The sequence below is a fragment of the Kluyvera sp. genome, assembly GCF_965301105.1.
The window spans coordinates 1-14,421 of sequence record NZ_CBDKZX010000055.1; the positions used below are offsets into that span (position 1 = coordinate 1).

Annotated in this window: 15 protein-coding genes; 6 read left to right on the plus strand and 9 right to left on the minus strand. The window is 54.3% G+C overall.

Annotation, left to right across the window (positions count from 1 at the left end; all coding sequences use genetic code 11):
• Nucleotides 1-321: 321 nt before the first annotated feature.
• On the plus strand, nucleotides 322-969 hold the full coding sequence (gene zinT / locus ACW14G_RS16455; protein WP_249023324.1) for a metal-binding protein ZinT: 648 nt from the start codon (nucleotides 322-324) through the stop codon (nucleotides 967-969).
• Nucleotides 970-1,013: 44 nt separating this feature from the next.
• Here zinT and mdtK read toward each other — a convergent pair whose 3' ends face one another.
• Nucleotides 1,014-2,387: an MdtK family multidrug efflux MATE transporter gene (gene mdtK, locus ACW14G_RS16460; protein ID WP_167575960.1), complete on the minus strand. Its 1,374-nt coding sequence runs from the start codon at nucleotides 2,385-2,387 to the stop codon at nucleotides 1,014-1,016.
• A gap of 250 nt (nucleotides 2,388-2,637) precedes the next feature.
• Here mdtK and ACW14G_RS16465 point away from each other — a divergent pair, with 250 nt between their 5' ends.
• Nucleotides 2,638-3,276 (plus strand): riboflavin synthase subunit alpha, encoded by a 639-nt coding sequence (locus ACW14G_RS16465; protein WP_163447451.1) that lies wholly within the window; start codon nucleotides 2,638-2,640, stop codon nucleotides 3,274-3,276.
• A gap of 39 nt (nucleotides 3,277-3,315) precedes the next feature.
• On the opposite strand, the gene cfa is transcribed toward ACW14G_RS16465, so the two are convergent.
• Both cfa and punC read right to left on the minus strand, forming a co-directional pair.
• Nucleotides 3,316-4,464, minus strand: coding sequence for a cyclopropane fatty acyl phospholipid synthase (gene cfa / locus ACW14G_RS16470; RefSeq protein WP_249021880.1), 1,149 nt, complete (start codon nucleotides 4,462-4,464; stop codon nucleotides 3,316-3,318).
• Nucleotides 4,465-4,762: 298 nt separating this feature from the next.
• Complete coding sequence (gene punC / locus ACW14G_RS16475) at nucleotides 4,763-5,956, minus strand: purine nucleoside transporter PunC (RefSeq protein ID WP_163447453.1); 1,194 nt, start codon at nucleotides 5,954-5,956, stop codon at nucleotides 4,763-4,765.
• Nucleotides 5,957-6,068: 112 nt separating this feature from the next.
• Here punC and punR point away from each other — a divergent pair, with 112 nt between their 5' ends.
• Nucleotides 6,069-6,995: a DNA-binding transcriptional activator PunR gene (gene punR / locus ACW14G_RS16480; protein ID WP_163447454.1), complete on the plus strand. Its 927-nt coding sequence runs from the start codon at nucleotides 6,069-6,071 to the stop codon at nucleotides 6,993-6,995.
• A 3-nt stretch (nucleotides 6,996-6,998) separates the two neighbouring features.
• Here the strand turns inward: punR and purR are convergent, their stop codons facing one another.
• A complete protein-coding gene (purR, locus tag ACW14G_RS16485) occupies nucleotides 6,999-8,024 on the minus strand; it encodes an HTH-type transcriptional repressor PurR (protein WP_064545731.1) in 1,026 nt (341 codons plus the stop codon).
• 294 nt (nucleotides 8,025-8,318) lie between these two features.
• Between purR and cydH the strand changes: the two genes are divergently transcribed.
• Both cydH and ACW14G_RS16495 read left to right on the plus strand, forming a co-directional pair.
• Complete coding sequence (gene cydH / locus ACW14G_RS16490) at nucleotides 8,319-8,408, plus strand: cytochrome bd-I oxidase subunit CydH (RefSeq protein ID WP_163447455.1); 90 nt, start codon at nucleotides 8,319-8,321, stop codon at nucleotides 8,406-8,408.
• 160 nt (nucleotides 8,409-8,568) lie between these two features.
• A complete protein-coding gene (locus ACW14G_RS16495) occupies nucleotides 8,569-9,735 on the plus strand; it encodes an MFS transporter (protein ID WP_249021879.1) in 1,167 nt (388 codons plus the stop codon).
• An 81-nt stretch (nucleotides 9,736-9,816) separates the two neighbouring features.
• Here the strand turns inward: ACW14G_RS16495 and sodB are convergent, their stop codons facing one another.
• Together sodB and ACW14G_RS16505 are read right to left on the minus strand one after the other, a co-directional pair.
• Nucleotides 9,817-10,398 carry a superoxide dismutase [Fe] gene (gene sodB / locus ACW14G_RS16500; RefSeq protein WP_163447457.1) on the minus strand — a complete coding sequence of 194 codons (582 nt, stop codon included), beginning with the start codon at nucleotides 10,396-10,398 and terminating at the stop codon, nucleotides 9,817-9,819.
• A 123-nt stretch (nucleotides 10,399-10,521) separates the two neighbouring features.
• Complete coding sequence (locus ACW14G_RS16505; RefSeq protein WP_249021878.1) at nucleotides 10,522-11,337, minus strand: C40 family peptidase; 816 nt, start codon at nucleotides 11,335-11,337, stop codon at nucleotides 10,522-10,524.
• A 340-nt stretch (nucleotides 11,338-11,677) separates the two neighbouring features.
• On the opposite strand from ACW14G_RS16505, the gene ACW14G_RS16510 reads away from it, so the two are divergent.
• Nucleotides 11,678-12,022 carry a Grx4 family monothiol glutaredoxin gene (locus tag ACW14G_RS16510; RefSeq protein WP_035896299.1) on the plus strand — a complete coding sequence of 115 codons (345 nt, stop codon included), beginning with the start codon at nucleotides 11,678-11,680 and terminating at the stop codon, nucleotides 12,020-12,022.
• A 57-nt stretch (nucleotides 12,023-12,079) separates the two neighbouring features.
• On the opposite strand, the gene rnt is transcribed toward ACW14G_RS16510, so the two are convergent.
• From rnt to nemA, 3 genes are all read right to left on the minus strand, one after another.
• Nucleotides 12,080-12,727: a ribonuclease T gene (gene rnt / locus ACW14G_RS16515; protein WP_249021877.1), complete on the minus strand. Its 648-nt coding sequence runs from the start codon at nucleotides 12,725-12,727 to the stop codon at nucleotides 12,080-12,082.
• 103 nt (nucleotides 12,728-12,830) lie between these two features.
• Nucleotides 12,831-13,238, minus strand: coding sequence for a lactoylglutathione lyase (gloA, locus tag ACW14G_RS16520; protein WP_043000807.1), 408 nt, complete (start codon nucleotides 13,236-13,238; stop codon nucleotides 12,831-12,833).
• 72 nt (nucleotides 13,239-13,310) lie between these two features.
• Entirely contained in the window at nucleotides 13,311-14,408 is a 1,098-nt protein-coding gene (gene nemA, locus ACW14G_RS16525; RefSeq protein WP_163447460.1) for an alkene reductase, read from the minus strand.
• Between the last annotated feature and the right edge of the window lie 13 nt (nucleotides 14,409-14,421).

The following is a 14,421-nucleotide window of genomic DNA, read 5'->3' on the forward strand; positions in this document are numbered from 1 at the left end:
CCCCCACCATGTCAAGGTGGTGCTCTAACCAACTGAGCTACGAACGCATTGTTGCTTGCGACAACGGGGACGAATATTAGCGGCAGCCGCGTGCTGTGGCAAGCGGAAAATGTGTGATTTCACCCGACTGGAGAACTTTTGCCCATCTCTGCTGCATTTTTCTGCGGTTCATCTAACTTCGTTGATCTCCTTCGATTTTATCGTGTTGTCACTTTGCTCGGACAATCCATCTAACGACCCTTTTTGTCCCTGATGATTGAAATTGAAAATGTTATGTTATAACGTTTGTTTTTTCGCGCAAACGGTAAGGATAAAATGCAAATGAAACATCTGGGGAAAATGGTTTTGGTGGCGGGGGCGTTACTGGTAAGTGGCCAGGCGCTGGCACATGGGCACCACGATCACGGTCAGCCGCTGTCGGAAAAAGAGCAGAAGGCGGCAGAAGGGATATTTGACGTTGCCGATGTAAAAGATCGTCCCCTGGAAGACTGGGACGGGGTGTGGGAGTCGGTGAATCCGCTGTTGCTCTCCGGCGACCTGGATCCGGTTTTCCAGCAAAAAGCCGCGAAAGACAAGAGTAAAACCTTTGGGCAGATAAAAGAATATTACCGCACGGGCTATGCGACCAACGTCAATATGATCGGTATTGAAAATGGCGTCATGGAATTTCACGTTGGTGATAAGGTCAGCGCTTGCAAGTACCGCTACGCCGGGCACAAAGTCTTAACCTACGCATCAGGTAAAAAGGGCGTGCGCTATCTGTTTGAGTGTCAGGATGCAAACAGCGCTGCGCCGAAATACGTGCAGTTCAGCGACCATATTATTGGGCCGAGAAAATCCGCTCACTTCCATATTTTTATGGGGAATAAATCTCAGGAAGCCTTGCTGACAGAGATGGACAACTGGCCGACTTACTACCCGTACCAGTTGACCAAAAAGCAGGTAGTGGATGAGATGCTGCACCATTAAGCGCAGCGCCCCCTCAGCCTGAGTCGGCGAGGGGGCTAGCCGTATTAACGCGCGGCGCGTTGTAGAATGACCGATGCGGGTTGGCGCTGGAGGAAGCGCATTCTCAGCATCATCATCACTGCCGCCGACGTCAGGCCAATAATAAAGCCCCACCAGAAGCCCGCCGGGCCCATCCGCTCAACCACCAGATCGGTCAGCGCCAGTACGTAGCCGCACGGCAGACCCAGCACCCAGTAGGCGATAAAGGTAATAAAGAAGATTGAACGCGTATCTTTATAACCGCGCAAAATACCGCTACCGATAACCTGGATTGAATCTGAAATCTGATACAGCGCAGCCAGCAGCATCAACTGGGCTGCGAGCGTGACGACTTCGGGGTTATCGTTATACAGCAAGGCGATGTGGGTACGCATCAAGCTAGTGAATACCGCCGTGCAGACTGCCATGCATATCCCGACGCCCAAACCGGTACGCGCGGAAACCTGTGCGTCCGGCGTTGAACCCTGGCCCAGACGGAAGCCGACGCGGATGGTTACCGCCGCCGCCAGCGACATCGGCAGGACAAACATCAGCGAGCTGAAGTTGAGCGCAATCTGGTGACCGGCAACGTCAACGATCCCCAGCGGTGAAACCAGCAGCGCAACGACTGCGAATAGCGTGACCTCAAAAAACAACGCCAGCGCAATAGGCAGCCCGAGCGTGGTCAGACGTTTCAGAATGGCGAAATCCGGGCGGCTGAAACGCTCACTATGGCGAATATCGCGCATTGAACCCGCATGGCGAACGTAGTAGAGCATGCTGAAGAACATCACCCAGTAAACCGACGCGGTCGCCACGCCGCAGCCCACGCCGCCCAGCTCCGGCATGCCGAAATGACCGTAAATAAAGATGTAGTTAACCGGAATATTCACCAGCAGGCCGATAAAGCCCATAACCATACCGGGCTTGGTTTTCGCCAGCCCTTCGCACTGGTTACGCGCCACCTGGAAGCACAGGTAGCCCGGCGCGCCCCAGAGCAGCGCGCGCAGGTAGCCAACGGCTTTATCCGCCAGAGCCGGGTCGATGTTGTGCATCGCGCGAATGATATGCCCGGCGTTCCACAGGACCACCATGATTAATATTGAGACAAAACCGGCCAGCCAGAAACCCTGGCGAACCTGGAGGGCGACGCGATCCCGGCGGCCGGAACCATTAAGTTGAGCAATAACCGGCGTCAGCGCCAGCAGCAGACCGTGACCAAAAAGGATCGCCGGCAGCCAGATGGAGGTACCAATCGCCACCGCGGCCATATCGGTGGCGCTGTAGCCGCCGGCCATGACCGTATCGACAAACCCCATTGCTGTTTGGGCCACCTGCGCAAGGATAACCGGGATAGCCAGAGCTAATAACTGACGCGCTTCGCTAAAATACTTCTGCACGTGAACACCTGTATTGTTGTTATTTATTCTCGCCGTACGTGAGCACGGGAGACAGATAAGCCGCCTTAACCGGCAGCAAGAAGAATAAATAGAGGAATTGCTCCGATATTGTAGCGAGGATTTGCTATTAATCTAGTCAAAAAAAAGGGGGCGTGCCGCGGAAGGTGGCAACCTGTTTTATCAACTGCTATTGTGCGTAGCAGATAAACCGGTAGCGATACCGGTACGATGATTAACAGGAGTTAACGATATGTTCACTGGTATTGTGCAGGGCACGGCAAAAATCGTGTCCATTGATGAAAAACCTAACTTCCGCACCCACGTCGTGGCGCTGCCGGAACATATGCTGTCTGGCCTTGAGACCGGCGCATCAGTGGCCCACAACGGCTGCTGCTTAACGGTTACGGAAATTAACGGCGACCAGATTAGCTTCGACTTAATGAAAGAGACGCTGCGCATTACCAACCTGGGCGATGTCAAGGTGGGCGATCTGGTTAACGTCGAGCGTGCGGCGAAATTCAGCGATGAAATTGGCGGCCACTTAATGTCGGGTCATATTATGACCACTGCAGAAGTCGCAAAAATTCTGACCTCGGAAAACAACAAGCAGATCTGGTTTAAAATCCAGGATCCATCGCTGATGAAATATGTTTTGTATAAGGGTTTTATCGGGATTGATGGCATTAGCCTGACCGTTGGGGAAGTGACGGCGACTCGCTTCTGCGTGCACCTGATTCCGGAAACGCTGGAGCGTACCACGCTGGGTAAAAAACGCCTTGGCGATCGCGTGAATATCGAGATTGATCCGCAAACTCAGGCGGTTGTCGACACCGTAGAGCGCGTGATGGCGGCAAAAGAAGCCGCGGTGACCCAGGCGATTGCAGAGTAAAGGAAAACGCCTGCACCACACGGTGCAGGCGTTGAAGTACTAGCGCGCGACGCGCAGACCGTGTTCTACCCCTCGGGAGAACATCACCTGCCATAGCTGAATATCCCGCGCGCGGAACGCGCCCGCACAGGCGTTGAGATAGTAGCTAAACATTCGCTTGAATCGTTCAGAATAGTTGTCCGCGATTTCCGGCCAGCAGGCGAGGAAACGCTCGTACCAGGCCATCAGCGTGGTATCGTAATCAGCGCCGAAGTTATGCCAGTCTTCCATCACAAAGTGAGGCTCGCTGGCGACGGCAATCTGGCGAACTGAGGGTAAACAGCCATTCGGAAAGATGTATTTGTTGATCCACGGATCGACATTGTTGTCGGTCTTCTTCGAACCAATGGTGTGCAGTAAGAACAGACCATCGGGCTTCAGATTGCGGTCGACGACGTTGAAATAGGTGTCGTAGTTTTTCGGGCCCACGTGCTCGAACATCCCCACAGAGACGATACGGTCGAACTGATCGTTGAGGTCGCGGTAATCCTGAAGCAGGATCTCCACATCCAGCCCTTCACAGCGCGCCTGCGCCATTTTCTGCTGTTCGGCGGAAATGGTAACCCCTTTGACGCTAACCCCGTATTTTTTCGCCATAAAGGCGGCTAAACCACCCCAGCCGCAGCCGATATCCAGCACGCGCATTCCCGGCTTCAACTGCAACTTCTGGCAGATGAGGTCGAGCTTGGCCTGTTGGGCTTCTTCCAGCGTTTTGGCTTCTTTCCAGTAGCCGCAGGAGTACTGCATAAATGAATCAAGCATGCGGCTGAAAAGATCGTTGCCAAGGTCGTAGTGTTCTTTGCCAACCTGCCAGGCGCGTCTGCGGCTCTGGAGGTTAAACAGACGAGCGCCGGCAACGCGCAGCGTATCTTTGAAATGGTGCGGAAGTTGATTTTCTAATCCGGCGCGCAGCACCTTGTCGAAGAAGATATCGAGACGGTCACATTCCCACCAACCGTCCATATAGCTTTCGCCAAGGCCTAACGAACCTTCTTGTAAAACACGTTTGAAAAGACGCGGATTTCTGACTTGAATATCGCAGGAGGCATTGCCGTTGATTTCAATACCTGCTCGGTTTAGCAGCTCGCTAACGATGCGATACCAGTCGTCGTCCGGTACACTTACTTCTTCTATACACGATGAGCTCATAGCTTCTCCATCCCGACCTGATGATCAGAACCTTAAAACAGCGTAGACGCTTTTTTCTGGTTTGTGAGAAATGTCACGAAAAATTCGTGAGCCTGCTATCCGACGTAGCACAGAGGAAGGGAAGAACCCCTTGCCGAAAGCCAATCCATGGTTTAACGGGAAGCTATCCTGCTCCCGCTTAATTAGTTCAATGTATATTAATTATGTGATGCCGATCCAGTATAGGACGCTAAGTGTATTGATTCAACTAAAAACTTAGCGCCCTAATCATTTCTTATGGGATTGATATGAGTGATGTTTAGGCGTGGGAACTCGCGTGCTCATTTTGACGTTCAGCACGACGTGCAGAGCGCTGCATGCGGTAGCCAATGCCGGCGAGAACCACGGTGACCAGCATCACGCTCGTGGTGGTCAGCAACGGCGTTGCAATCAGCGTTGAGACCGCCAGGCTTGCCAGGAAGCACAGCCCCAACTGCAACGTGTTCTGTAGCGCGGCTGCTCGGCCAGTTGCCTGTGGGAAGGGCTTCAGCGCCTGCGCAACGACAATGGGATAAATCGCCCCGTTGGCGGTTGCCATGATGCAGAAGGGGATCAACAGCGCGGTCAGGGAGACGCCTTCAGCAAGGCCGACGCCCCAGGTCCCGATAACGCTGAGCGCGAAGAGCACCAGCAGCCACGGCAACATTTGGCTACCCTGCCATTTTTGCAGCGCCGCGCGACAGCCATAGCCGCCAATCAGGAAAGCGATGGTTTGCGGTACATAGCTCAGACCAATCACCGTCGGGCTGTAGCCCATTTCATGCAGAATAAATGGCGAACCGGTCAGCCAGGCGAAAAAGCTGGCGGAGCAGGCGGCGTAAATCAGCACGTTGCCGCGGTAGTCCTTACTGCGCAGCAGACGTAAAAACGTGAGCTTCTCTTCACTGGCGACGTTTTTATTGTGGGCAGGCTTCAGACGCAGAGCGGGCAGCATCAATACCAGGGTAATGATAAACAGCGTTGCGAAGATGGCCTGCCAATCAAAGTGGGCCAGCAGCCAGCTGCCGAGTAGCGGTGCCAGCGCAGGTGACAGGCCGACCAGCGGCATAATGGTCGCAAAAATACGGTTGGTGCGCTGAGCGGGATAATAATCGGTAACCATGGCTTGCCAGGTCACCGCGGCGGCGCAAACGCCAACCGCCTGCACGAAGCGCAGCACCAGTAGGGTGGTACCATCGCGAACCCACAGCATGCCAAGGCAGCCGATGGCAAAAATGGTCAAACCGGCCAGCAGGATCGGTTTACGGCCATAGCGGTCAGACAGCGGCCCCCACAGTAGCTGCGCCACGGCGAAACCCGCGAGGAACAGACTCAGGCTCGCGCTGACGGCGGATGCCGGCGTTTGCAGGTCTTGCTGAATGGCGGCGAACGCCGGTAGGTACATATCGGTAGCCAGGAAGCCCAGCACGCTCAGTCCCGCGAGCCAGACTAAAAATCCTTTCCCAGGTTGCATAAATTGCCTTTTTTATCGTAGTTCACACTGTGCCGCTGAGTGTAGAGAGTGCATTCCCTGTTGTGAAACGCTAATATTTGAGGCATGGATTCAAATTTTTTGCAGGCAGAAAATGTGGTCTGAATATTCTCTGGAAGTGGTTGATGCGGTCGCGCGCAACGGTAGCTTTAGCGCCGCGGCGCAGGAGCTACACCGGGTGCCCTCTGCAGTAAGCTATACGGTGCGACAGCTTGAGGAATGGCTGGCGGTGCCGTTGTTTGAACGTCGCCATCGGGATGTTGAATTAACGCCTGCGGGAGCATGGTTTCTTAAAGAAGGGCGTTCTGTTATCAAAAAAATGCAGATCACCCGTCAACAGTGTCAGCAGATTGCCAACGGCTGGCGCGGCCAGCTGGCGATTGCCGTTGATAACATCGTGAAACCTCAGCGCACCCGTCAGCTGATTGTCGATTTTTATCGCCACTTCAGCGACGTCGAACTGATTGTCTATCAGGAAGTGTTTAACGGCGTCTGGGATGCGCTGGCGGATGGGCGCGTGGAGCTGGCGATTGGCGCGACGCAGGCCATCCCGGTTGGTGGCCGTTTTGCCTTTCGCGACATGGGCATGCTCAACTGGCACTGCGTGGTGGCCAGTACGCATCCGCTCGCGAAGATGGACGGGCCGCTGAGCGATGACGTGCTGCGCAACTGGCCGTCGCTGGTGCGGGAAGACACCTCACGGTCGCTACCCAAGCGAACGACCTGGCTGCTTGATAACCAGAAGAGGGTGGTGGTGCCGGACTGGTCGTCGTCGGAGACCTGTATTTCTGCCGGACTTTGTGCGGCGATGGTGCCGGGACATCTGGCGCAGCCGTGGCTGGAAAGCGGAGAGTGGGTTGCGCTGGAACTGGAGAATCCGTTCCCGGATGCAGCCTGTTGTCTGACCTGGCAACAGAGCGAAGCGTCGCCGGCATTAAGCTGGCTGCTGGAATATTTGGGGGATAGCGAGACGCTAAACGATGAGTGGCTGCGGACGCCCGTTCAGGACGCCCACAGTTAACCCTTAACGACGGTAATCGCGATACGGGCCGTCGGCCACGGAACGTCGCTCGATCAGGCGCGGATGCACCTCAATCGACTGCGACTCTTCGCGCTTGCTGACGATACGATCCATCAGCATATTGAAGGCCGTCTCACCAAGTGAGTCTTTCGGCTGATGAATGGTGGTCAGCGCCGGGGTAAAGAAACGTGAGTTACGCACGTTGTCATACCCGATCAGCGAAATATCCTGCGGCACGCGCAGCCCCATTTCATCGGCGGCGCAAAGCGCGCCCATGGCCATAATGTCGCCGCCACAAAAGATAGCGGTAGGGCGCGGGTGCTGGGAGAGAATCTGCTGCATAGCGCGATAGCCAGACTCCGGCTCGAAGTCACCCTGGACTATCCAGTTTGCCGGAACATTGATTTGCGCTTCTTCCATGGCCTTCATAAAGCCAGCCAGGCGTCCTGCGCCGGTGTTACGTTCCAGCGGGCCAGGAATGACGCCGATATCACGGTGGCCGCGTTCGATCAGATAACGACCCGCCATATAGCCGCCTTCGAAGGCGTTGTCGATGACCGAGTCGGTAAAGTCGGCTTTGGCTTCGCCCCAGTCCATCACCACCATTGGAATATGGCGATACTCTTCCAGCATTGAGAGCAGGGATTCCGGATATTCGGAACACATCACCAGCAGGCCATCAACGCGTTTTTGCGCCATCATTGACAAGTAGGCGCGTTGTTTCTCGAGATTGTTCCACGCGTTGCCAAGGATCAGGGTATAGCCCTTCTGGAAGCAGTTTTTCTCAACGGCCTCGATAATTTCAGCAAAGTAGGCCGCTTCGCTGCTGGTCGCCAGCAAACCAATCGATTTGGTGTGGTTGACCTTCAGGCTACGGGCAACGGCGCTTGGGGAGTAGTGCAGCTCTTTAATCGCTGCCCACACCGCTTCCCGCGTCTCTTCGGCGACAAAACGCGTCTTGTTAATTACATGTGATACGGTTGTAGTGGAAACGTTTGCGCGCTTCGCTACATCTTTAATTGTTGCCATTCCATCTCACTCCAGACCCTGGCCTGCCCCTGATAAACTCGAAACGAAAACGTTTGCCTTTATACACCCTGACGCAATTTTGTAGATTGCGGTTCGCCAGGAAAACGATACAGGACGACAGGAGGGGGTCAATGGCCGGTACGCTTATAAATAAGCGTCGAATTTTGACGTATCCGGACGCAAAGTGGAAGAGCAAAAACCAACATCCTGCTAAATCTGTGAAGATTTTTACGATTATCTGTGCAAAAATGAGTGAGCTCAGTTTTGCTGTGGTCATAAAAAGGAGAAAAATTGATGAGTACCGAACTTAAGATGTCACTCACCACGACCGTTATTGTGCTGGCGTTGATCGTCGCTGCTGGACTTACCGCTGTTCTGCATTGATTCTTCCATGAGGGGGCGTTCGCGCCCTCATGTCTGATTGTTAGCAAATTAGCAATAATCTTTTGCTGTTTTGTACACTTCTGCTTTTCTGTGATTAATGTCATGCTTTTGCCCTATATTGCCATGCCGCGTCTGTCGTGCGGCCAATCGGAGCTTTTGCATGAAAATCAATTTTCCCTTACTCGCGCTGGCCATTGGCGCTTTTGGCATAGGGACCACCGAATTCTCGCCGATGGGGTTACTGCCGGTCATCGCAAAGGGCGTTGACGTCTCGATCCCGGCTGCCGGTATGCTGATTAGCGCCTATGCGGTTGGCGTGATGGTCGGTGCGCCGCTGATGACGCTGCTGCTTTCTCATCGTGCCCGCCGCAACGCGCTGATCTTTCTGATGGCCATTTTTACCCTTGGCAACGTGCTGTCGGCCATCTCGCCGGACTACACCACCTTAATGCTGTCGCGCATTATTACCAGCCTGAACCACGGTGCGTTCTTTGGCCTGGGTTCAGTGGTAGCGGCAAGCGTGGTGCCGAAGCATAAGCAGGCCAGCGCCGTGGCGACGATGTTTATGGGCCTGACGATCGCCAATATTGGCGGCGTACCGGCGGCAACCTGGCTGGGTGAAACAATCGGCTGGCGTATGTCGTTCCTGGCGACTGCGGGACTGGGGATTATCGCTATTATCGGTCTGTGGTTGTCCTTGCCGAAGGGCGGGGCGGGTGAAAAACCTGATGTGAAACGTGAACTGTCGGTGCTGGTGCGCCCACAGGTGCTTTCCGCACTGCTGACCACCGTACTCGGCGCTGGCGCGATGTTTACGCTTTACACCTATATCTCACCAGTGTTGCGTACGATCACGGATGCGACGCCGGGCTTCATTACGCTGATGCTGGTGCTGATTGGCGTTGGGTTCTCCATCGGTAACTACCTCGGTGGCAAATTTGCTGACCGTTCAGTCAGCGGCACGCTGAAGGGGTTCCTGCTGCTGTTAATGGCTATCATGCTGGCCATACCGTTCCTTGCGCAAACGCAGGTCGGTGCCGCGTTCAGCATGGTGGTGTGGGGCGCGGCAACCTTCGCCGTGGTACCGCCGTTACAGATGCGTGTCATGCGTGTGGCGCACGAAGCGCCGGGGCTGTCATCGTCGGTCAATATTGGGGCGTTTAATCTGGGTAACGCGTTGGGTGCGGTGGCCGGTGGGGCGGTGATTTCCGGTGGTCTGGGCTACAGCTTTGTGCCGGTGATGGGGGCGATTGTCGCCGCGCTGGCCCTGCTGGTGGTGTTCATGAGCGGCCGTCGTCATGGTGAAGAGGCCTTCGCCAGCCAGTAAACAAAAAAACGCAGAAGGCGTTTCCCTCTGCGTTAATCAATCAAACCCGGCGAAGCTTTGCGACGCTGGGTTTTTTGCTACTTATGCTGACAGATTTTCAGCTACGAATGCCCAGTTAACCAGAGCCCAGAAGTGCTCGAGGTAGTTCGGACGCGCATTGCGGTAGTCGATATAGTAAGCATGTTCCCACACGTCAACGGTCAGCAGCGGTTTGGCGTCGGTCGTCAGCGGAGTGCCCGCGTTAGAGGTCGACACGATGGCCAGAGAGCCGTCTGCTTTCTTCACAAGCCAGGTCCAGCCAGCGCCGAAGTTTTTCACAGCGGCATCGGTGAACTGCGCTTTGAACTCTGCGAAGCTGCCGAAGGATTTATTAATGGCTTCTGCGACAGCACCGGTCGGTTCGCCACCGGCATTTGGCGCCAGGCAGTGCCAATAGAAAGTGTGGTTCCAGACCTGAGCTGCGTTATTGAACACGCCGCCTTCAGAAGTGCGCACGATCTCTTCCAGCGTTTTACCTTCAAACGCGGTGCCTTTGATCATGTTGTTCAGGTTGGTAACGTAAGTCTGGTGGTGTTTACCATAATGATACTCGAGCGTTTCCACGGAAATATGTGGAACAAGAGCGTCTTTGGCATACGGTAATGCAGGTAATTCGAACGACATTGCTACTCTCCTTTTATTATTGTGTACTCTCAATAACCCTGTATTGAGTATGGATAGAGTAGCAAATTAAAAGGTGAGAGAAAAGATAAGCTTACCCCGTTTATTAACAAACGGGGTAAGTGATTAACGAATGGTCTTCGGGGTCACCACGCGGCGGGCGCCAACGTAATGGCGGACCCAGTAATCTTCGCTGAGCGAGGTAATCTGAATATCCTGACCGGTACGCGGCGACTGAATGAATTTGCCGTTACCGACATATACGCCGACGTGATCGGCGGTGCCGCGGCCTTGGGTACGGAAAAAGACTAAATCGCCGCTTTCCAGTTCACTACGGTTCACCGGGCGGGCATCGCGTAAGTGATACATTTCGTTCGCGGTGCGGGGAATGCGGATATTCACCAGGTCTTTATAGGCATAGTAAACCAGGCCGCTGCAATCGAAGCCTGTACGCGGTGAGTTTCCCCCCCAGCGGTAAGGTTTACCCAACTGGCCCATCAGTTTGTTCATCGCGGTTTTCTGCGCTTTCTGGACACGAACCTTGTGTGCCTGCGCAATCGTGGTGGGTTGTGTTTCTACCGGGCTGGTGGTGCAGGTTTTCTTATGGCCTTTACGCGTCGTCTTACAGGTGGTCACCACGTTGGCGGTTTTCACCGCGCTCGTTTTCGCGGTTTTCGTTGCGGCGGTTTTGCGAGAGGTGGGGGCCGCTTTTTTAGCGACAACCGATGTGGTTTTTTTCTTCGTAACGGTAGTGGCGGTCTTTTTCTTGGTGTTGGATTTGCTGACCGTATTCTTTTTCTTACGTTCGCTGCCTTTTACGGGAAGCGACTTTTGCGCCGTGGGTGTTTTGGCATGCCCTGTAGCATGCGCCAACGGCGTGAAGGATAATGATGTAAACAACAATGCACAGAGCGTGAACGACCATTTTTTTATCTGCGCCACTGAACAACCCTCTGAGTATGCAGGCTAAATATCCTTGCCTGGGTATGGTTTACAAAACTCAACGATTCTAATCCATAAAAACACGAAATGTTAATAGTGTTTTTCACTCTAAAACGCTGTTTCGTTAGCAAGTGCAAAAAAAAACATCATTTGATACAGGTTCAGTTAAAAAATGAACAAGTTTTTTATCCGCCTGCCGATAAACACATATTTATAAGGCAACTTCTCTCATCAGACGATAAAATAGTAAGGCGTGAATAAAATGTTATTTTCTGTTCAGGCCGCAAAACGCTACAATGGTGGACTACTGCCGTAAAAAGAAGTTTGAGGAAGCAAGATAATGAGCGAAACAATTGAAAAAATTCAGCGCCAGATCGCTGAAAACCCGATCCTGCTGTACATGAAAGGTTCCCCGAAGCTGCCAAGCTGTGGCTTCTCTGCGCAGGCCGTTCAGGCACTTTCTGCCTGTGGCGAACGCTTTGCTTATGTTGATATCCTGCAGAACCCGGACATTCGTGCGGAGCTGCCAAAATACGCCAACTGGCCGACATTCCCGCAGCTGTGGGTTGACGGCGAGCTGGTCGGCGGTTGCGACATCATCATTGAAATGTATCAGCGTGGTGAATTGCAGCCGCTGATCAAAGAAACCGCAGCGAAATATGCGGAAGAGCCGAAAGCAGAGTAATTGGCTAACAGGCACTGAAACAAAAAAAGCGACCCATGGGTCGCTTTTTTTATGCCGCTACTCGTCAGCCGCGATGGGCAACGGCCAGCCGCCCAGGCGTTTCCAGCGGTTGACGATTTCACAAAACAGGATCGCCGTCTGCTCGGTATCGTACAGGGCAGAGTGGGCCTGGCTGCTGTCGAAATTCATGCCCGCAGCGATGCAGGCTTTAGACAACACCGTTTGCCCCAGCGCCAGCCCGCTTAGCGCGGCGGTGTCAAAGGTGACGAAGGGGTGAAACGGGTTGCGCTTAAGCGAGGCGCGATCGGCTGCGGCCATCATAAAGCTGTGATCGAAAGTGGCATTGTGCGCCACCATAATCGCGCGGTTGCAGTCGCTGTCTTTCATGCCTTTACGCACTATTTTGAAGATGGCATGCAGAGCATCGTATTCGCTTACCGCGCCGCGCAGTGGATTATTAGGGTCGATGCCGTTAAACGCCAGTGCTTCCGGTTCGAGGTTGGCACCTTCAAACGGCTCAACGTGGAAGTGTAACGTGGTGTCCGGCATCAGCCAGCCTTGCTCATCCATTTTCAACGTAATTGCCGCTATTTCGAGCAGGGCATCCGTTTTGGCATTGAATCCGGCAGTTTCCACATCGATGACTACAGGATAAAACCCACGAAAACGGTCGCATAGACCATTAAGTTGCGCATTGTCGGACATCAGAATCTCTTAACTCAGAAAAAGTAGCGCGCATTATGGCAAATTTTGCCGCGGCTTGGAAAGGCGGGTAAAAAAACGGGTGCGCGAGCGCACCCGAGGAGAATCAGTTGCCGAGACCTTTACCGGCATCTTTTTCTTCGATCAGTTCGATTTTATAACCGTCCGGATCTTCCACAAACGCAATCACCGTGGTGCCGCCTTTTACCGGGCCAGCTTCACGGGTTACGTTGCCGCCGTTCTGGCGAATGCGTTCGCAGGCTTCCGCGGCGTTATCAACGCTGAGGGCGATATGGCCATAGGCCGTACCCAGCTCGTATTTATCCACGCCCCAGTTGTAGGTCAGCTCGATCACCGCTTCGTCGCTCTCTTCGCCGTAACCGACAAATGCCAGAGAGTACTTGTATTCGGTGTTTTCGCTGGTGCGCAGCAGCTTCATGCCCAGAACTTTGGTGTAAAAATCAATGGAGCGTTGCAGATCGCCGACGCGCAGCATGGTATGCAGTAAACGCATGATATCCCTCGTCCTTACTTATGAATAATCTCACTAGTATAGCGGCGGAACGCCGCCGCTATCAATGCAGGATCACAGCGTAGGATAATCGGTGTAACCTTCCGCACCGCCGCCGTAGAAGCTTTCCGGGCGCTGCGGGTTGAGCTCGGCTTTGCGCTGCAGACGAGCGACCAGGTCCGGGTTAGCGATATAGTCGCGGCCAAAGGCCACGGCATCGATTAATCCTTTTTCAATGAGTGCTTCCGCTTTTTCTGGCGTATAGGCGCCCGCACCGATAATCGGGCCGTGGAAACGGGCGCGCACTTTTTCGCGGAACGCGTCGCTGTACGGCACGCCGCCGGCCCAGTCAGGTTCGGACATGTGCAGGTAAGCAATGCCGCGTTTACCCAGTTCTTCAATCAGATACAACGCATCGGCTTCTTCGTTCGGGCCGTTGTCGACGTTCTGGAAGGTGCCGATTGGCGAGACGCGGATACCGATACGCTCGGCACCCCATTCCTTAATACCGGCATCAACCACTTCCAGCACCAGGCGGGCGCGGTTTTCAACGCTGCCGCCGTACTGATCGGTACGGTGGTTAGAGGAAGGAGAGAGGAACTGGTGCAACAGGTAGCCGTGCGCAGAGTGCAGCTCTACCAGGTCGAAACCGGCTTCACGCGCGTTGGCAATGGCCTGACGGAAATCGTTGACGATCCCCGGGATTTCTGCGGTTTCCAGCGCGCGTGGCATCGAGGTGTCGACGCGAATGGCATGGCCATTTTCGTCACGCAGCGAGGTACGGGTATTGGCGCTCAGCGCAGACGGTGCCACCGGGGCTTCACCGTTTGGCTGCAGGCTGTTGTGCGAAATACGACCGGTGTGCCACAGCTGAACGGCGATACGTCCGTCTTCGGCGTGAACGCCAGCGGTGATTTTCTGCCAGGCGGCAATCTGCTCTGGGCTGTGAAGACCCGGAGCGCCCTGGTAGCCTTTCGCCTGAGCGGAAATCTGAGTGGCTTCGGTGATAATCAAGCCAGAGCTTGCACGCTGGCGATAGTATTCCGCCATCAGCGGAGTAGGAATGTCGCCCGGTACAATGCTGCGCAGGCGCGTCAGCGGGGCCATAAACACGCGGTTCGGGGCGGTAACCGCACCCACTTTCAGTGGGGTAAACAGTTTTTCTTGCGACATGGTGACTCCTGAG

Bases quoted from the DNA above. Each gene is read 5' to 3' on its own strand.
- ACW14G_RS16495 (WP_249021879.1), top strand. From the start codon at position 8,569: ATGAAAATCAATTTTCCCTTACTCGCGCTGGCCATTGGCGCTTTTGGC.
- zinT (WP_249023324.1), top strand. From the start codon at position 322: ATGAAACATCTGGGGAAAATGGTTTTGGTGGCGGGGGCGTTACTGGTA.
- sodB (WP_163447457.1), bottom strand. From the start codon at position 10,398: ATGTCGTTCGAATTACCTGCATTACCGTATGCCAAAGACGCTCTTGTT.
- punR (WP_163447454.1), top strand. From the start codon at position 6,069: ATGTGGTCTGAATATTCTCTGGAAGTGGTTGATGCGGTCGCGCGCAAC.
- nemA (WP_163447460.1), bottom strand. From the start codon at position 14,408: ATGTCGCAAGAAAAACTGTTTACCCCACTGAAAGTGGGTGCGGTTACC.
- cydH (WP_163447455.1), top strand. From the start codon at position 8,319: ATGAGTACCGAACTTAAGATGTCACTCACCACGACCGTTATTGTGCTG.
- rnt (WP_249021877.1), bottom strand. From the start codon at position 12,727: ATGTCCGACAATGCGCAACTTAATGGTCTATGCGACCGTTTTCGTGGG.
- punC (WP_163447453.1), bottom strand. From the start codon at position 5,956: ATGCAACCTGGGAAAGGATTTTTAGTCTGGCTCGCGGGACTGAGCGTG.
- cfa (WP_249021880.1), bottom strand. From the start codon at position 4,464: ATGAGCTCATCGTGTATAGAAGAAGTAAGTGTACCGGACGACGACTGG.
- ACW14G_RS16510 (WP_035896299.1), top strand. From the start codon at position 11,678: ATGAGCGAAACAATTGAAAAAATTCAGCGCCAGATCGCTGAAAACCCG.
- gloA (WP_043000807.1), bottom strand. From the start codon at position 13,238: ATGCGTTTACTGCATACCATGCTGCGCGTCGGCGATCTGCAACGCTCC.
- ACW14G_RS16465 (WP_163447451.1), top strand. From the start codon at position 2,638: ATGTTCACTGGTATTGTGCAGGGCACGGCAAAAATCGTGTCCATTGAT.
- purR (WP_064545731.1), bottom strand. From the start codon at position 8,024: ATGGCAACAATTAAAGATGTAGCGAAGCGCGCAAACGTTTCCACTACA.